General features: G+C 45.2%; 16 protein-coding genes and 1 pseudogene. 9 read left to right on the top strand and 8 right to left on the bottom strand.

All coding sequences use genetic code 11. The features are described from left to right. Window positions 1–12: 12 nt before the first annotated feature. Window positions 13–159: pseudogene (locus ICE93_RS03370) on the bottom strand (cyclic pyranopterin monophosphate synthase MoaC); the annotation flags it as partial. A 230-nt stretch (window positions 160–389) separates the two neighbouring features. Here ICE93_RS03370 and ICE93_RS03375 point away from each other — a divergent pair. The 4 genes from ICE93_RS03375 (at window position 390) to ICE93_RS03385 (ending at window position 3815) form a co-directional block, all read left to right on the top strand. Beyond that, window positions 390–1457: an MORN repeat-containing protein gene (locus tag ICE93_RS03375; RefSeq protein WP_216185610.1), complete on the top strand. Its 1068-nt coding sequence runs from the start codon at window positions 390–392 to the stop codon at window positions 1455–1457. A gap of 146 nt (window positions 1458–1603) precedes the next feature. After that, window positions 1604–1894, top strand: a complete 291-nt coding sequence (locus tag ICE93_RS03380) for a hypothetical protein (RefSeq protein WP_216185611.1) — start codon at window positions 1604–1606, stop codon at window positions 1892–1894. A gap of 88 nt (window positions 1895–1982) precedes the next feature. Continuing rightward, window positions 1983–2111: a hypothetical protein gene (locus tag ICE93_RS11375; protein WP_255554471.1), complete on the top strand. Its 129-nt coding sequence runs from the start codon at window positions 1983–1985 to the stop codon at window positions 2109–2111. Between the two features lie 204 nt (window positions 2112–2315). After that, window positions 2316–3815 (top strand): hypothetical protein, encoded by a 1500-nt coding sequence (locus ICE93_RS03385; protein WP_216185613.1) that lies wholly within the window; start codon window positions 2316–2318, stop codon window positions 3813–3815. Window positions 3816–3941: 126 nt separating this feature from the next. On the opposite strand, the gene ICE93_RS03390 is transcribed toward ICE93_RS03385, so the two are convergent. After that, entirely contained in the window at window positions 3942–4925 is a 984-nt protein-coding gene (locus ICE93_RS03390) for a site-specific integrase (RefSeq protein WP_216185615.1), read from the bottom strand. 74 nt (window positions 4926–4999) lie between these two features. Next, window positions 5000–5479 (bottom strand): cyclic pyranopterin monophosphate synthase MoaC, encoded by a 480-nt coding sequence (gene moaC, locus ICE93_RS03395; protein ID WP_216185617.1) that lies wholly within the window; start codon window positions 5477–5479, stop codon window positions 5000–5002. Between the two features lie 23 nt (window positions 5480–5502). On the opposite strand from moaC, the gene ICE93_RS03400 reads away from it, so the two are divergent. Beyond that, window positions 5503–7203: a M48 family metalloprotease gene (locus tag ICE93_RS03400; RefSeq protein WP_216185619.1), complete on the top strand. Its 1701-nt coding sequence runs from the start codon at window positions 5503–5505 to the stop codon at window positions 7201–7203. Here ICE93_RS03400 and ICE93_RS03405 read toward each other — a convergent pair. The 5 genes from ICE93_RS03405 to ICE93_RS03425 are packed head-to-tail and all read right to left on the bottom strand — an operon-like array spanning window position 7200 to window position 10496. Beyond that, entirely contained in the window at window positions 7200–7817 is a 618-nt protein-coding gene (locus tag ICE93_RS03405) for a DUF2946 family protein (RefSeq protein WP_216185621.1), read from the bottom strand. The genes ICE93_RS03400 and ICE93_RS03405 overlap by 4 nt on opposite strands. Window positions 7818–7822: 5 nt before the next feature. After that, a complete protein-coding gene (locus tag ICE93_RS03410; protein WP_216185623.1) occupies window positions 7823–8257 on the bottom strand; it encodes a nuclear transport factor 2 family protein in 435 nt (144 codons plus the stop codon). 17 nt (window positions 8258–8274) lie between these two features. Further along, window positions 8275–9315, bottom strand: a complete 1041-nt coding sequence (gene waaF / locus ICE93_RS03415; protein WP_216185625.1) for a lipopolysaccharide heptosyltransferase II — start codon at window positions 9313–9315, stop codon at window positions 8275–8277. 46 nt (window positions 9316–9361) lie between these two features. Then, a complete protein-coding gene (locus ICE93_RS03420; RefSeq protein WP_215360214.1) occupies window positions 9362–9550 on the bottom strand; it encodes a zinc-finger domain-containing protein in 189 nt (62 codons plus the stop codon). Between the two features lie 22 nt (window positions 9551–9572). Next, entirely contained in the window at window positions 9573–10496 is a 924-nt protein-coding gene (locus ICE93_RS03425; RefSeq protein WP_216185627.1) for a branched-chain amino acid transaminase, read from the bottom strand. Between the two features lie 210 nt (window positions 10497–10706). On the opposite strand from ICE93_RS03425, the gene ICE93_RS03430 reads away from it, so the two are divergent. The 4 genes from ICE93_RS03430 to ICE93_RS03445 all read left to right on the top strand — a co-directional run bounded on the left by ICE93_RS03430 (window position 10707) and on the right by ICE93_RS03445 (window position 15390). Beyond that, window positions 10707–11918, top strand: coding sequence for a phosphoglycerate kinase (locus ICE93_RS03430; RefSeq protein WP_216185629.1), 1212 nt, complete (start codon window positions 10707–10709; stop codon window positions 11916–11918). A gap of 2 nt (window positions 11919–11920) precedes the next feature. Beyond that, the gene (gene pyk, locus ICE93_RS03435; RefSeq protein WP_216185631.1) at window positions 11921–13357 is read left to right on the top strand and encodes a pyruvate kinase; all 1437 of its coding nucleotides are present in this window, start codon (window positions 11921–11923) and stop codon (window positions 13355–13357) included. A gap of 61 nt (window positions 13358–13418) precedes the next feature. After that, window positions 13419–14483 carry a class II fructose-bisphosphate aldolase gene (fba, locus tag ICE93_RS03440; RefSeq protein ID WP_215347708.1) on the top strand — a complete coding sequence of 355 codons (1065 nt, stop codon included), beginning with the start codon at window positions 13419–13421 and terminating at the stop codon, window positions 14481–14483. Between the two features lie 7 nt (window positions 14484–14490). After that, complete coding sequence (locus tag ICE93_RS03445; protein WP_216185633.1) at window positions 14491–15390, top strand: phosphoribosylaminoimidazolesuccinocarboxamide synthase; 900 nt, start codon at window positions 14491–14493, stop codon at window positions 15388–15390. Window positions 15391–15419 lie beyond the last annotated feature (29 nt).

Consider the following 15419-nt stretch of genomic DNA (forward strand, 5'->3'; position numbering starts at 1 on the left):
ACTTGAAGTTTTTTATGAAGACTTCCATTCGCCACTTTTGCCACCACTCTTTTCTAAGAGCTTCACGTCACCCATTACCATTCCTCGGTCAACTGCTTTACACATATCGTAGATTGTGAGTAGGGCAACTTGGACTGCGGTGAGGGCTTCCATTTCTACACTTTGTAACTTCAATCTTGACCAAATCTTTAGGTTTACTTGGACAACATTTGGACAAAGGTTATCACAGGGCTTAAGTCACCCTAACAGTGTTAGAGTTGGCAGCCCCCATGTGCATTTTTGGAATCCCAGACCCTACCGTACCCCCACCCCCTAAAATACCCCCCAACTAATAGGTAGGGGCTTACCCAGTATTTTGTTCGATATGTGTGAGAGTATATTCATGGGATATGAAAAAGAAATACGTCATTACAACCAAATCTGGTGGTCATAGACTGCTTCGCAGTTTTTTTATGCTTGCCGTACTTTCGCTTGGATGTTTAGACATAAATGCTCAAAGCAAGCTTCCTGCATGCAAAGGTGAATATTCTGATCAGTGGAATAATTGTTTTGGGAAATATTCGCTTGGTGCTGGCGACTTGTACGTTGGAGAGTTTAAGGATGGGCATATGCATGGACAAGGCAGCCTAACCTATGGTCCAGGGTCATGGATGGGAGATAAATATGTAGGCACTTTTAAAAAAAATTTAATGAATGGCAAAGGGAGTTATTTTTTCTCAAATGGAGATAGGTATGAGGGTGGCTGGTTAGACGGAAAAATTAGCGGAACTGGTACGTATTGGACTGCTTCCGATGGATCTAAATACGTTGGTGAATGGACTGATCACAAGAAGAATGGCAAAGGAGTCCTTTATTTTGCTGATGGACGAGTCTTGGATGGAATTTTTCAAGACAACAATTACATTGGACCAGTGTTAGGCTCTAATAATCAAATCATGGGGCAGTCTTCTAATAAAAAGCCAATCCAGACTAGCGGTATTGATTCATCTCTAGAGGAAGCTACTTGTGCAGAATTAGGTTTTAAAAAGAAGACTGAGGCTTATGCTAGCTGCGTTTTAGAGCTGCTTGTGCGAAAAGAAGCAAATGTTCCCCAGAATGCGTCTGATCCAGATGATGCAACTTGTCGAAAATATGGTTTTAAGCCCAAAACAAATGAGTATGCAACTTGTCGCCAGCAAATTGATCAGGCAAGATCTCAGGCCGCCCAACAGCAGGCGCAGTATTTGCAACAACAAAGGCAGTATCAGGCGCAACTGGATGAGCAACAACGTCAGCGAAGCGTTGCAGCAGGAATGGCATTATTCCAAATGGGGACGGGGATTGCTTCGGGAGCTTATAACGCAAATAATAGTTATGGCACAGTGCCAACCCCGCCAAATCCCAATAGAACATATATTTTGCCTGGCGGCAGAACAATGAACTGTAGTACCACAGGAACTGTTACAAATTGCTTTTAACATTTAATAAGATCAAAACCTTTTTGCTTTCGCTTCTTTTGTTGTTAACGGGGTGCGCACCTACGGTTATGTATAAGTCAGACCCTCCTGGTGCAATTATTTCGGGTAGCCAGCATGGAGGAGGAACTTTCTCCTATTACACCCCCATGAAACTAAGTTACCCAGATTTGGTCATAACCAATACTTGTCTTGAAATCCAAAGTCCGAACGTTCGTTGGCCTGATGGCGTAAGCTTGGCCTCAACCAAACTTCGTTTGTGCCATAAGGATAGTGAATATACTTTTTCGAAGCCAGTATCGGTCTATCAAGCACCAGCTTATCAACCATCACCACCTGCAACTGTTGGAATGGATGATGCCAAAAAGAAGTGTGCAGATCTAGGTTTTAAATCAGGCACAGAGGCTTTTGGTAATTGCGTTTTGAGGCTAAGCAAATGATGGCCATTCCACTCAAGAGGCCAATGAATGTTGTGTGGGGCTAAGCTCAGAGGTAAGGAATCTTATTGCCAGAAGCATGGCATGCTTAATGGCCGTTGCCGTCTTCATGGCGGGCTTTCTCCAAAAAATCAAGATCACTGGAACTATCAAGGTAAAGGATGCACCAAAGCAGAACGTCAAAGATCTGCAGAGACAAGTGCCAGCATTAAGCTTTTAAAACAGCTTGTAATCAATTTGGGGATGATCGAATCTTAAGTGGCTTAATTGTATGTTTAGCGATTTTTAAATCTTTCTTGACGGATTAATTCGCTACCCTATAGATGTCATCCAAGCAATACTCTCCTTTTGTTCCTGCTTTATACCTATTGATCTCAACAGGTAACTGTTATTTAACCTGACGGGTTAGAACGGAATGAAAAATATGCGTAAACAATATAAGACGTATAACTTACATTTGAAATATATTCATTTGCCAGAAGACCAGATGTTCGGGGAGTTAATCTCTATTGTTTTAGAGCATCTTCTCACAAGATTAAGGCTGCAAAATAAGCCCCAAGCCAAAATGCTGGTTGCTCACGAACTTGCTGCTCGTTCAATCATCGAAGGTCTGTATCAAGTATTTGGAAGTAGGCATAAGCAATGTAAATTAGCCGTTCCCAAAAGTGATGGAGCTTATGGCAGTAAAGATCATCAATTGACTGAATATAGTCATACGGCTGTCTTACGGGTGTTGGATGCCCTTGAATCTCTTGGCTGGATTGATCTTGAGAAGGGCATAAAAAATTGGGGCGGAGAGAATATTCCGACTAGGTTGCGGGCTAAAGGCAGGCTTTTGCAGGAGTTTGAGCGCACTAAGTATGTATGGCGAAAAATGGGGCCTAAGCATCGAGATGTCATTGTCCTTAAGGACTTTGATCGTAAAACGAAGTCAAAAGTTTATTGCCAATTTAAGGATAACAACGATATACGTAGGTGGCGGAAAAATCTCCAAATCTACAATAGCTTTATTACCCAGCATGCCATCTGTTTATCCATTGACAAACATCATCTTGAAGCAGGCCTCATTGCCAAGATGGCAAATGATCAGTATCAATTGGATTCAGTTTTTGGAGACAACAAAAAGAAGCCGCGGATTTTTAACTATCTCCATGTCCAGTTAAGGCGAATTTTCTCTAGAGGCAGCTTTCAAAAGGGCGGTCGTTTTTACGGGGGTTGGTGGCAGTTCATACCTAGCGAATATCGTAGATACATCACTATCAACGGCTTGCCAACTGTAGAGGTAGATTATTCAGAACTTCATCCAAGGATGATGTACCGAGAGGCTAATTTGCCGTTGCCAGAGGGTGACTTATATGACTTGGGGCTTCGTTTTGACGGTAAGGAGTATGACAAGGACATTGAGCCATATAAATCAAAGAGGAAGGTAATTAAGACTTATATCAATGCCATGATCAATGATGATCGGGGTAACTTTAAGCTAAATAATCGGCAGATTAAAACGATAGAGATGAATACGGCTTCGTTGGGAGCATGGGTCAATAAAAAGCACCCAATCATAAAAGATATCAAAGGGAAGGGTCATGGCCTACGGTATCAATTTATTGACTCTCAGGTAGCCGAAAAGGTGATGATGAAATTGTTAAGCCAAGGGATTCTCTGCCTGCCTGTGCATGACTCATTTGTCTGCCAAGAGCATCATCTACCTGAATTGCAAATAGCTATGAATGAAGCCTACGAGGAAGTGCTGGGAGTAGTTCCGCAACTGAAGGATCCAGAGGAGTTTTTGACTGATTTTGAGCCAGTCTTCTACCCTTACCCAAATGATATGTACTTAGATTTAACTTATATGAAGAATCAGCAACAGGGTTCTCAGCATGATCAGTTCCTCAGTAGCTACTGGAAATATCAGCAAAAAGAGTAGGGTGCCTCAAACAGCTATTATCAACCTGCTCTTTCCCTCCATTATGTGAAGAAAACTCTGAGTAAATTCAGAAAACATCAATAAATACAGACAGTTACGCTGCTTCGTTTAATTTTGGCGAAATGGCTATCCGATCTTTAGAGCTAGCTGTTCTGCGTTTGGATGGTAGTAACGCTTGAGCATGGCTAGACTTTTGTGTCCAGTAACCGCTGAGAGTTCCAGCAAGTTTGGTAGCTTTTCAGATAGTCTGGTGGCTGCCGTATGTCTCAAATCATGGATGCGTAAGTCAGTTAGCTTGGCTCGTATTACAGCCCGTTTAAAGTTGGTTTCTAGGGCTGCAAAGTTGATCGGGAATACTCTTCCATCAATACTCCTTGGCAGTAACTGTAGGGTCTCTATGGCTCTTGTAGATAGTGGAACCCTTCTAGACTCACTATTCTTGGTAAGCGCTAGGTAGGCTGTTCTGGTTTGGTAATTGATGTTCTCCCAACGAAGGCTCAATATCTCACCTCTTCGCATCGCAGTCTCAATGGCGATGATGACAAACGGCTTAGTATAAATGTTACGGTTGGCTATCGGGGTGCATGCTTCGAGCAGAATTCTCTCCTCATCATAGGTAAGTACCCGATTCCTGCCTTGTGGTTGCGCTGGTCTCCGCACTCCCAAAACAGGATTAGGGATGTTTAAACCCCATTCTCTGCGGGCATGGTTAATGATTGAGGAAAAGTAGGATAGCTCACGCACAACGGTGCTGGGCTTAATCTCGAGTAAGCGTTGGTCACGGTACTTGGCAATCTTGTGTGATGTGAGCGTTGCCATATTTTCTTTAGCAATTGGCTTTCGCATGATGGCTTTGAGGCGAATAGAGTCTGCTTTAGCTCCACGCATCAGTGGAGTAACTTCACGTAGGTAGCGCTCGATGAGTTCGCCAAAAGCAGTCTTCTGGGCTTGGTGAATGTTGGTATATGTTCCCTTGTCCCATTCCACCTCAACGCTTCTTGCCCAGCGTTCGGCATCTTCTTTAGATTGGAATGTTTTGACTAAGGACTGCTCTCCTTTGCGAGAGACTCTTGCTTGCCACTTGTTACTTCTAAATCGAATTGATGCCATTTCTTATCCTTCATTTGGACAAGATTTGGACAAGACTTAAAGTTACATGTGTTGGATGCTTCTTGGGTTAGCGTTTACTTCCCCGCAACCCACTCCCCAGATTTGCCGCCACTCTTCTCAAGCAACTTCACGTCACCCATTACCATTCCTCGGTCAACTGCTTTACACATATCGTAGATTGTGAGTAGGGCAACTTGGACTGCGGTGAGGGCTTCCATTTCTACGCCAGTTTGTCCTGTAGTTTCAGCCCTCACTTGGCAGGTGATGCTGCTGTCTTGGGGATCGCTTTGAAACTCTAGGCTAACGTGGGTAAGGGCCAATGGGTGGCAAAGAGGAATCAGGTCTGACGTTTTCTTGGATGCCTGAATACCTGCAATTCTGGCGATGCCTAGGACATCACCCTTTTTATGGGTACCAGCCTCAACCATTTTGAAGGTTTCGGGAAGCATGTTGATCTTGCCGGTAGCTACGGCGATGCGATGGGTGTTAGGCTTGTCGCCAACGTTTACCATGTGGGCTTGCCCGCTGGCATCAAAATGAGTTAGTTTGTTCATGGGATAAGTTTTACCATATAGAGATGCAAGACATAAAGTCAGATCCAAAAACCATATTTTTGCGCCGTACTTTGGCCGTTTGGCTAATGTTGGGGCTGACTTTCTCTGGGCTTCCTGTATGTGCGGCAACTTCTGCTGGGGATGTTTCCGTAGAGGGTAATTCTGCTGCTATTCAGAATATTGGCAGGGCCATGCAGTCGCCCGACGCGCGTCCAGCTAATGCTCCAACACGAAGCGCTTTGCGAAGTCAGCCAACGATTGTTTTGCCGGACATGGGTGATCCAGGTGGTGATGCGTTAAGTCGAGTGGACGAGCGCAAATATGGCGAAATGATTATGCGCCAGATTCGTCCTGACCCTGATTATTCAAATGACTTGCCTCTTTATGATTTTCTAAATCAGATGGAACGTCGCTTGCTACAGGCTGCAAAAAAATTGCAGCTTGGTGGCGCAAACGAGCAGGGTAGCGGAGCGTATAACTTCGAAGTGTTTGCTGTTAAAGATAGCAGTATTAATGCCTTTGCATTACCCGGAGGATTTATTGGTTTTCATACTGGCTTGATTGTGAGTGCAGAGTCTGATTCTGAGGTGGCTTCAGTCATGGGGCACGAAACGGGCCACGTATTACAGCGCCACCTAGCTCGTCAGATGGATAAGCAGACTACCAATACGATGATTGCGATCGCTGGCATGGTGCTTGGTGCATTGGCAATGTCACGCAATCCACAAGCTGCAGCGGGCCTTATGCAGGGCGGTCAAGCGGCTGCCATCAATAATCAACTCTCTTATTCGAGAGATGCAGAGCGTGAGGCTGATCGTATTGGCTTTCAGATTTTGGAGGCTAGTGGTTATGATGTAAATGGAGCGCCGGGCTTTTTCCAGCGCTTACAAAAGGCCACCGGCATTATGGATAAAGGTGTTCCTGCCTACGTACGCACCCACCCCTTAACAACAGATCGTATTGCCGATATGCAAGATCGGGCGCGGACTGTGGTAACACGCAACGTGCCCAGTTCCGTTGAGTTTTATTTCATCAAGGCGCGGGCGCGCATGGAACAAGCTGGAAGTTCGAGTGGCTTATACGACTTAAAGAATACTTTTGATGGCTTGAGTAAGCAGCCTCAAATTGGAAAACAGATAGAGGGATTCTATGGCTTAGCTCTGATCGCTCAGCGTCAAGGAAAAATTGATCAAGCCGAATCTAATCTTCAGCAAGCTCGTAACTTAGCTCAGAAGGCAAGCGCCCCAGGCTCGCCTATCCAAAGACAGAGCCTGTCTTTGGATATTACCGCTTCTGAATTAGCTTTGGCTAAAGGTAAAAGTGAAGAGGCGCTTCAAATTGCTCAGGCTACTTTGCGTGCATATCCACAATCTTATGCAGCAGGCGCGGCAATGATTAATGCTGAACTAAAACTAGGCCGCACTAATGATGCGATCACTTGGCTAAAAGCTCGAGCCAGATCTCAGCCCAATGAAATTGTATGGTGGAATTTATTGTCCAAGTCTTACGATCAGGCAGGTAATGTACCCATGCGTCATTACGCACTTGGCGAAAAATATGCCCTTGAGGGGGCTTGGCCTTCAGCAATTGAACAACTTCGTATTGCTCGTTCTGCTGGTGGGGCTGATTTTTACCAGGGCTCCAGTATTGATGCTCGTTTGCGTGAAATGCAAAGGCAATATCAAGATGAGCTCAAGGAGCAGGGTAAGCAAGCTCCCGGCTAAGGTTGTGGCGTAGTTTGGTAATGAAAGCGTGTAGCTAACTCTTGGGAATGTATGGGGTCTAGTGGAAGCTGCTTTCCTTGCCAAGTCCAGGATCCCCCAAAACTACAGGCTTCTTCGCGGAGTTTAGCTAGCTCAGAAAAATGATCTAGATCGTGATCATGCAAAAGGGCAATTGCTTGAGTTTCTCTTTTGAGAAACTGTTTATTTAAATTGCTACTGTCATAGAATATTTGATCGACTTTTCCAACAATATAAATATTGCCGTTTTCATCGCTTAGGGCTGAATCTGGCTCAATGACCTTATGACATTGAGTAAGAAATTGATTGCCCTGATCATTAGGAATGATGCGTGCAATCAAAGGGGTGGCATCTAGAGTAACAAAGACACGCTGCGGACCATTTTGAAAAAAATACCTGCCGAGTTCATCGCATGCATAATTTCGGGCAATAAAGTCATTGAGAGCAACATGTTGAATAACTTGCCCTGGAAGACGATTTTGTTGGGCAAACTCATCGCGCATCCGCCATTGGCCGCGACGATCTAGTGCGAGCCAACCAAAGCAATCAGGCACATTTGGCCACTTCATTAGTGACCGAAGTACTTGATCATCCATAGCGTTTAGTGCAAGCCGTGTGGTGTAGAGGGTGCGTCGAAAGTGTCTTCAGTGGAGTGGCTTGCGTGTAAATGCGCAATACGCCATCCCTGGTTGTCTTGTAGAAGCACCAATGTGATGTTGAGAAAAAATTCTGCTTCAACTTGATCTGCTCGTAAATGAACAGCTTCAGTAGTGTCATATACGGCAGCGCCAAGAACGGAGTGGCTAATACATGCTATAGGTTCAAGGAATAGTGGTTGCTTTGCAAGCAGTCGCTCCAAGCCATCACGAATTTCTGCATGTCCAGTTAAGCGATGTCCCTCAGGAAGAACACAAGTAATGGAATCGTCATCCAGCCAAATATCCAAAGCACTTTGCACGTCACGATGGCTTAGCGCATCCCGCCATGCCTCAACGACATCATCTGCATTTTGAAATAGTCTGGCAAGTTTAGGCATAGCTTACTTTTCCTGGGTTAAGACGGTAATGTATTCAGTGTAGCCAATACCTGTGCTGGCACTATGTCATTTAAGCACTTGAGGTGACCTAGGGGGCACTCTCTCTTATGGCATGGGCTGCAAGGTAGGTTTAGCCAAATGACTTTGGCTTTGTCGGACAGTGGTGGTGTATGAGCGGGATCGCTTGATCCAAAAATAGCGACTTGAGGGGTTTTGAGGGCCGCCGCAATATGCATTAAGCCAGAATCATTACTAATGACCGTTTTACTCATGCCAATTAGGGCAATTGCTTCATCAAGAGAGGTGTCGCCACACCAGTTATGGATATGACTATCCCGCCTGGCTTTAGCTTCGATTTCTTGGGAGAGAGCGTAATCACCTTTGCTGCCCAAAAGGATGATTTGATTAGTTGGGTTATTTGTAACAATGCTTTGTGCCAACTCCGCAAAGTTGCTAGTTGGCCAACGTTTAGTTGGGCCATACTCTGCGCCAGGGCACATTACATAAATATTTGCTTGATCAATATGAATATTTTTTAATTTTGCTTGTACTGAGTCGGCAGCTACGGCAGATACATTTAACTTGGGCGTGAGATTACCGGTGGTTGGTGAAGCTTGCTCGTTATTTAAAAGCTGACTCAGCGCAAGGTAGTGCTCAACCATGGGCGGTCTATTTACTTTGCTTGGATTATCCAGTGCTAAGTTAATTAAGCCAAAGCGTAACTCACCGCGATAACCAATTCGGAAAGGGATATTGGCAAGCCAAGGGATGAGAGCTGATTTATAGCTATTGGGAAGTACAAAACAAGCCTGATACTTTTTTGCTGCAAGCTTATTGGCTAACTCTTTCCGTAAGCCCCATTGCAGTTGTTTGTGTTCAAACTTTGCTTCGATGACGTCATGCACTTCAGAACAGGCGCGATAGATTGGAGCAACCCAAGTGCTGGCAAGTACATCAATTTTTGATTCTGGATATTGTGCTTTGAGAGACGCAAGTAAAGGCTGTGTCATTACTGCATCCCCAATCCAATTTGGGGCGATGATCAGAATACCTTGCATGTAATGTATCCCGACTCAGCGCCTCACTAGTAGGCGCTGATAAGGCTTAGTGACCGTGTGGCTCAGTGCCGGGAATGAGCTTATATTCTGCGCCGCAATAAGGGCACTTCGCTTCGCCGGTTTTGGTAATGTCCAAGAAAACGCGTGGATGTGAGTTCCATGCTGGTGTTTTATTGGTGGGGCAATGTAACGGCAAGTCTTTGCCATCCACCATCACAACTTGAGCTTGAGTCATATGCTATTCCTAATTACTGAAGTTACTTTACGTAGGTGAGCCAAGATTTGTATTTGTCGTTTCTGCCGTAAACCGCATCGAAATAGGTCTTCTGAATTTTTTCAGTGATCGGACCACGTTTACCATCGCCAATAGTGCGATCGTCTAATTCGCGAATTGGAGTTACTTCAGCAGCAGTGCCGGTGAAGAATGCTTCATCGGCAGAGTAGATTTCGTCACGAGTGATGCGTTTCTCACGCAACTCTAGACCTAGGTCTTTCACAATCTCAATGATGGAGTCACGCGTGATGCCATCTAAGCAAGAAGCCAGATCTGGTGTGTAAACAATGCCATCGCTCACCATAAAAATGTTTTCACCAGAACCTTCAGAAACATAACCTTCGGTGTCAAGCAATAAAGCTTCGTCATATCCATTTGCTGTTACCTCTTGATTAGCCAAAATGGAGTTGATGTAGTAACCAGAGGCTTTAGCGCGGACTAGGGATGAGTTAACAAAGTGGCGGGTAAAAGAAGAGGTTTTTACGCGAATTCCCTTGTTTAGGCCATCTTCACCCAAGTAAGCACCCCATTCCCAGGCGGCGATTGAGGCATGAATGCTGTTCCCTTTTGGGGAGATTCCCAGCTTTTGGGAGCCAATAAAGATAATTGGGCGGATATAGCACGCTTCTAGCTTATTGCTGTTTACGGTGTCGATAATGCCCTTGGTAACCTCTTCAGGGCTATACGGCATGTTCATTTGGAAGATCTTGGTTCCATTAAACAGGCGTTTTACATGCTCTGGAAGGCGGAAAATAGCGGTTCCTTGAGGGGTTTTATAGGCCCGAATGCCCTCAAATACGCCCATGCCGTAGTGTAGGCTGTGTGTTAACACGTGAATATTGGCATCACGCCAAGGAATCAGCTTCCCATCAGTCCAAATAAAGCCATCGCGGTCGGACATCGACATTTTCTTTACCTTTTTGTGTCTATTAAGTATCTATAAAAGTGGTTTCGGCAAGGCATCAGACTGGTAGATATCGGTCTTTCAGCCCAGAATGCGTTTAAGTTCTTATTGTAGAGCAGGCAACGCAGTCTGTCGGCTCTGATCACTGGGGTAATTGGGTCGAAGCCTTTAGAATGGAGTATTCCCCATAAACCATCATTTTTGCCAAAACACATGCCGGAATCCTTATTTAAAGTTAAGCGTTTAAGCGAATTAGCCCAATCAGGCCAATTAAAGGGCAAGCGGGTTCTTATCCGTGCCGATCTGAATGTCCCCCAGGACGAGGCTGGAAATATTACTGAAGACACTCGAATTCGGGCGTCAATGCCTGCTGTGCAGATGTGTTTGGATGCCGGGGCAGCGGTTATGGTGACTTCTCATTTAGGTCGCCCAACCGAGGGTGAATTTAAGCCGGAAGATAGTTTGGCTCCTGTTGCTGACCGAATTGCGAGTCTGCTGAATCGCAAAGTTCCTTTAATTAGCGAGTGGGTGAATGGCGGCTTTGAGGTAAATCCAGGAGAGCTGGTATTGCTAGAGAACTGTCGTCTGAATCTAGGCGAAAAAAAGAACAACGACGAATTAGCAAAAAAGATTGCTGCATTGTGTGATGTTTATGTTAACGATGCATTTGGTACTGCTCATCGCGCAGAAGCAACCACTCATGGTGTGGCAAAGTTTGCTCCTATAGCTTGCGCTGGTCCTTTGATGGCTGCAGAGCTAGATGCGTTGAGTCGCGCATTGGCAAGTCCGAAGCGCCCTTTGGTAGCGATCGTAGCAGGTTCTAAAGTTTCCTCTAAGCTCACTATCCTTAAGGCTCTGTCAGAAAAAGTTGATGAGCTGATTGTCGGCGGTGGTATTGCTAATACCTTTATGTTGGCTAAAGGTTTGCCTATTGGTAAATCCCTTGCTGAACCCGATTTAGTGAAAGAAGCCAGAGAGATCATGGAGATCATGGAAAAGCGTGGTGCTCACGTTCCCATTCCGGAGGATGTTGTTGTCGCAAATGAACTGTCTCCATTGGCTCGTGCAAATCGCGTGCCTGCAGATCAGGTCGCAGAAGACGACATGATTTTGGATATTGGTCCAAAGACTGCAGCGCGATTATCAATCATGCTTGCTCATGCAGGCACGATTGTTTGGAATGGCCCATTGGGAGTTTTTGAAATAGATCAGTTTGGTGGCGGCACCAAAATGTTGGCAGCAGCTATTGCACATTCGCCTGCCTTTTCTATTGCTGGTGGTGGCGATACATTGGCAGCTATCGCGAAGTACGGTATTGAGAATCAAGTGGATTACATCTCTACTGGCGGTGGCGCTTTCTTGGAGTTCCTTGAAGGTAAAACCTTGCCAGCCTTTGCAGTACTTGCCGAAAGAGCGAAAGACTAAATATGTTGAGAGCAACAAAGATCATTGCAACCCTAGGACCTGCCTCAGAAAAGCCTGAAGTGTTGCGTGACATGATTCGTGCCGGCGTTGATGTGGTGCGGATGAATTTCTCTCACGGCACTGTGGCCGACCATAAGGCGCGACATGATTTAGTGCGAACCATCTCTGCGGAAGCTGGCAAAGAAGTCGGTATCATGGCTGACTTACAGGGCCCAAAAATCCGTGTTGGAAAGTTTGCAGAAAACAAAATTTTGCTTAAAGAGGGTGACAAATTTACTCTCGATGTAGCTTGTGAGCTAGGCGATCAAACTAAGGTTGGTCTTGATTACAAAGAATTGCCGGGTGATGTAAAACCAGGTGATCGCCTTTTGTTGAACGACGGCCTTGTTGTTCTTACCGTTGAGAGTGTTAAAGGCGGAGAGATTTTTACCGTTGTTGAACAAGGTGGGCCACTCTCTAATAACAAGGGTATTAATCGTGCAGGTGGCGGTTTAACTGCTCCCGCCCTGACTGAAAAAGATATCGCTGACTTAGATGCTGCTATTGCCATGGGCGTAGATTTCTTGGCAATTAGTTTTCCTAAAGACGGCGCTGATATGGCCTATGCCCGTAAGCTCGCAGATGCTGCTAGCGCCAAGTATGGCGTTGGTAAGGTGAGAACGATTGCGAAGGTAGAGCGGGCAGAAGCGATTGAACCTGAAGCCCTCAAAAGCATTATTGCTGAGAGCGACGGCATCATGGTTGCGCGCGGTGATTTAGCAATTGAAGTCGGCAATGCTGCTGTACCTGCTCTGCAAAAACGCATGATTGCTTGGGCGCGAGAGGCGGATAAATTTACGATTACTGCTACGCAGATGATGGAGTCCATGATTAACGCTCCAGTTCCAACGCGCGCTGAGGTAAGCGACGTTGCGAATGCAGTGTTGGATGGTACTGATGCTGTGATGTTATCTGCTGAATCAGCTGCAGGTATGTACCCAGTTCAGACCATTAAGGCAATGGCAGAAATTTGTATAGAAGCTGAGAAGTCGGATCGTGTGAAGCTCGATACCGACTTTTTGGATCAAACTTTCACCCGCATTGATCAAACGATTGCTCTTGGAGCTCTGTTTACGGCCCATCATTTAAATGCGAACGCCATTGCAGCTTTGACTGACTCAGGTTCAACTGCGATCTGGATGAGTCGTCACAATATTCATGTACCTATTTTTGCTTTGACCTCTAAGATTGCTACACAACGTGCATTAAGTACTTATCGCAATGTGACCCCAATCGGCTTGGACTACACCAAAGATCGCGACACTGCATTACAAGAGGTGGAGGCATGCCTGAAAAAAGTGGGCGCAGTCAAGAAGGGTGATGCCGTGGTGCTGACCTCTGGTGAGCCAATGGGCGAGCCTGGTGGAACCAATACTCTCAAAATTATTCATGTGAAGTAATTCACATCTTTAACTAAACGATTTATTTTTAAACCTCATTACTATTTATTAAGAGAACATCATGGCTTTAGTATCTTTAAGACAACTCTTGGATCACGCAGCTGAGAATGGTTATGGCCTACCAGCATTTAACGTTAATAACTTGGAGCAAGTGACGGCAATTATGGAGGCGGCAAATGAGGCTGATTCTCCAGTCATCATGCAAGCATCTGCAGGTGCGCGTAAATACGCAGGCGAAGCGTTTTTGCGTCACTTAATCTCTGCCGCAGTTGAAGCTTATCCACATATTCCAGTGGTAATGCATCAAGATCATGGTCAAAGCCCTGCAGTTTGTATGGCAGCAATTAAGAGTGGCTTTACGAGTGTAATGATGGATGGTTCATTAGAAGCTGACGGCAAAACAGTGGCTAGCTATGAATACAACGTAGACGTCTCCAAAGAAGTGGTGAAGTTCTCTCACTCTATTGGAGTTACTGTCGAGGCAGAGTTGGGCGTATTAGGCTCGCTCGAGACAATGCAGGGCGACAAAGAAGATGGTCATGGTGCTGACGGTAAAATGACTCGTGAACAGTTGTTGACTGATGTTGAGCAAGCAGCTGATTTTGTGAAGGCAACTCAGTGTGATGCTTTGGCAATTGCAATTGGTACCAGCCATGGTGCATATAAGTTCAGCAAAAAGCCTACAGGCGATATTTTGGCAATCGATCGCATTAAAGAAATTCATGCACGTATTCCAAATACTCACCTGGTGATGCACGGTTCTTCTAGCGTCCCGCAAGAATTGCTTGCTGAGATTCGTGAGTTTGGTGGCGACATGAAAGAAACTTACGGTGTTCCTGTTGAAGAGATTCAAGAGGGCATCAAGAATGGTGTTCGTAAGATCAATATTGATACAGATATTCGTCTGGCAATGACTGGTGCAATCCGTCGTTACTTTATTGAGAACCCATCTAAGTTTGATCCACGTGATTATTTGAAACCAGCTCGTGAAGCCGCTAAGAAAGTATGCATTGCCCGTTTCCAAGCTTTTGGTTCTGCTGGTCAAGCATCCAAAATTAAGCCGATCTCTTTAGAGAAGATGGCTGAGCTATATAAGAGCGGTAAATTAACTCAAATTGTTAAGTGATTTAAATATGGCCGCTTTGTATGCAACCTCTATTAAGTCATTGCCTTTGCTTTCTAAAGGCAAGGTACGCGATGTCTACGCGCTAGATGATGACAAGCTATTAATGATTACGACCGATCGCCTCTCTGCGTTTGATGTGGTGATGGGCGAGCCTATTCCCGAGAAGGGCGTAGTTCTGAATCAAATGGCTAATTTTTGGTTTGATAAGTTAGCTTCTGTAATACCAAATCACTTAACAGGCATTGATCCAGCTACTGTAGTGGCTGCAGATGAGGTAAACCAAGTTAAAGGCCGTGCAGTAGTAGCTAAACGCTTGAAGCCTATTTTGGTTGAAGCAGTGGTGCGCGGCTATTTAGCTGGTAGCGGTTGGAAAGACTACAAAGAAACCGGCAAGGTTTGCGGAATTGCATTGCCAGCTGGCTTAGAAAATGCTCAAAAATTACCTGAACCTATTTTTACCCCAGCAGCTAAAGCTGAAGTGGGTGAGCATGATGAGAATATTTCATTTGAGAAAGTAGTTGAGCTTATTGGTGAAAAATTAGCCAATCAAATTCGCGAAGTGAGTATTCGTTTGTATAAAGAAGCATCTGAGTACGCAGCTACTCGCGGCATCATCATTGCTGATACTAAGTTTGAGTTTGGCTTAGATACTAACGATCAACTAGTGTTGATGGATGAGATTCTAACTGCCGATTCTTCCAGATTCTGGCCTGCTGAGACCTACTATGTAGGCTCCAACCCACCTTCATATGATAAGCAGTTTGTTCGTGATTGGCTAGAAACTGCGATGGTGGATGGCAAGTTATGGCCGAAAACAGCCCCTGCACCGCAATTGCCGGCTGACGTCATTGAAAAGACTGCACAAAAGTATCGCGAGGCCTTAACCAGGCTAACTGAGCAGGGTTAACTCGAGGATAATGAGATACTCGGGAAAAA

Origin of the sequence: Polynucleobacter sp. MWH-HuK1, assembly GCF_018881815.1 — a bacterium.
Classification (GTDB): Bacteria; Pseudomonadota; Gammaproteobacteria; order Burkholderiales; family Burkholderiaceae; genus Polynucleobacter.

What these genes read in the sequence shown, in the direction of transcription:
- ICE93_RS03420 (WP_215360214.1), bottom strand. Translation starts at nt 9,550, where the DNA reads ATGACTCAAGCTCAAGTTGTGATGGTGGATGGCAAAGACTTGCCGTTA.
- pyk (WP_216185631.1), top strand. Translation starts at nt 11,921, where the DNA reads ATGTTGAGAGCAACAAAGATCATTGCAACCCTAGGACCTGCCTCAGAA.
- waaF (WP_216185625.1), bottom strand. Translation starts at nt 9,315, where the DNA reads ATGCAAGGTATTCTGATCATCGCCCCAAATTGGATTGGGGATGCAGTA.
- ICE93_RS03380 (WP_216185611.1), top strand. Translation starts at nt 1,604, where the DNA reads ATGAAACTAAGTTACCCAGATTTGGTCATAACCAATACTTGTCTTGAA.
- ICE93_RS03405 (WP_216185621.1), bottom strand. Translation starts at nt 7,817, where the DNA reads ATGGATGATCAAGTACTTCGGTCACTAATGAAGTGGCCAAATGTGCCT.
- ICE93_RS03385 (WP_216185613.1), top strand. Translation starts at nt 2,316, where the DNA reads ATGCGTAAACAATATAAGACGTATAACTTACATTTGAAATATATTCAT.
- moaC (WP_216185617.1), bottom strand. Translation starts at nt 5,479, where the DNA reads ATGAACAAACTAACTCATTTTGATGCCAGCGGGCAAGCCCACATGGTA.
- ICE93_RS03375 (WP_216185610.1), top strand. Translation starts at nt 390, where the DNA reads ATGAAAAAGAAATACGTCATTACAACCAAATCTGGTGGTCATAGACTG.
- ICE93_RS03430 (WP_216185629.1), top strand. Translation starts at nt 10,707, where the DNA reads ATGCCGGAATCCTTATTTAAAGTTAAGCGTTTAAGCGAATTAGCCCAA.
- ICE93_RS03400 (WP_216185619.1), top strand. Translation starts at nt 5,503, where the DNA reads ATGCAAGACATAAAGTCAGATCCAAAAACCATATTTTTGCGCCGTACT.
- ICE93_RS03390 (WP_216185615.1), bottom strand. Translation starts at nt 4,925, where the DNA reads ATGGCATCAATTCGATTTAGAAGTAACAAGTGGCAAGCAAGAGTCTCT.
- ICE93_RS11375 (WP_255554471.1), top strand. Translation starts at nt 1,983, where the DNA reads ATGGCCGTTGCCGTCTTCATGGCGGGCTTTCTCCAAAAAATCAAGATC.
- ICE93_RS03425 (WP_216185627.1), bottom strand. Translation starts at nt 10,496, where the DNA reads ATGTCGATGTCCGACCGCGATGGCTTTATTTGGACTGATGGGAAGCTG.
- ICE93_RS03410 (WP_216185623.1), bottom strand. Translation starts at nt 8,257, where the DNA reads ATGCCTAAACTTGCCAGACTATTTCAAAATGCAGATGATGTCGTTGAG.
- fba (WP_215347708.1), top strand. Translation starts at nt 13,419, where the DNA reads ATGGCTTTAGTATCTTTAAGACAACTCTTGGATCACGCAGCTGAGAAT.
- ICE93_RS03445 (WP_216185633.1), top strand. Translation starts at nt 14,491, where the DNA reads ATGGCCGCTTTGTATGCAACCTCTATTAAGTCATTGCCTTTGCTTTCT.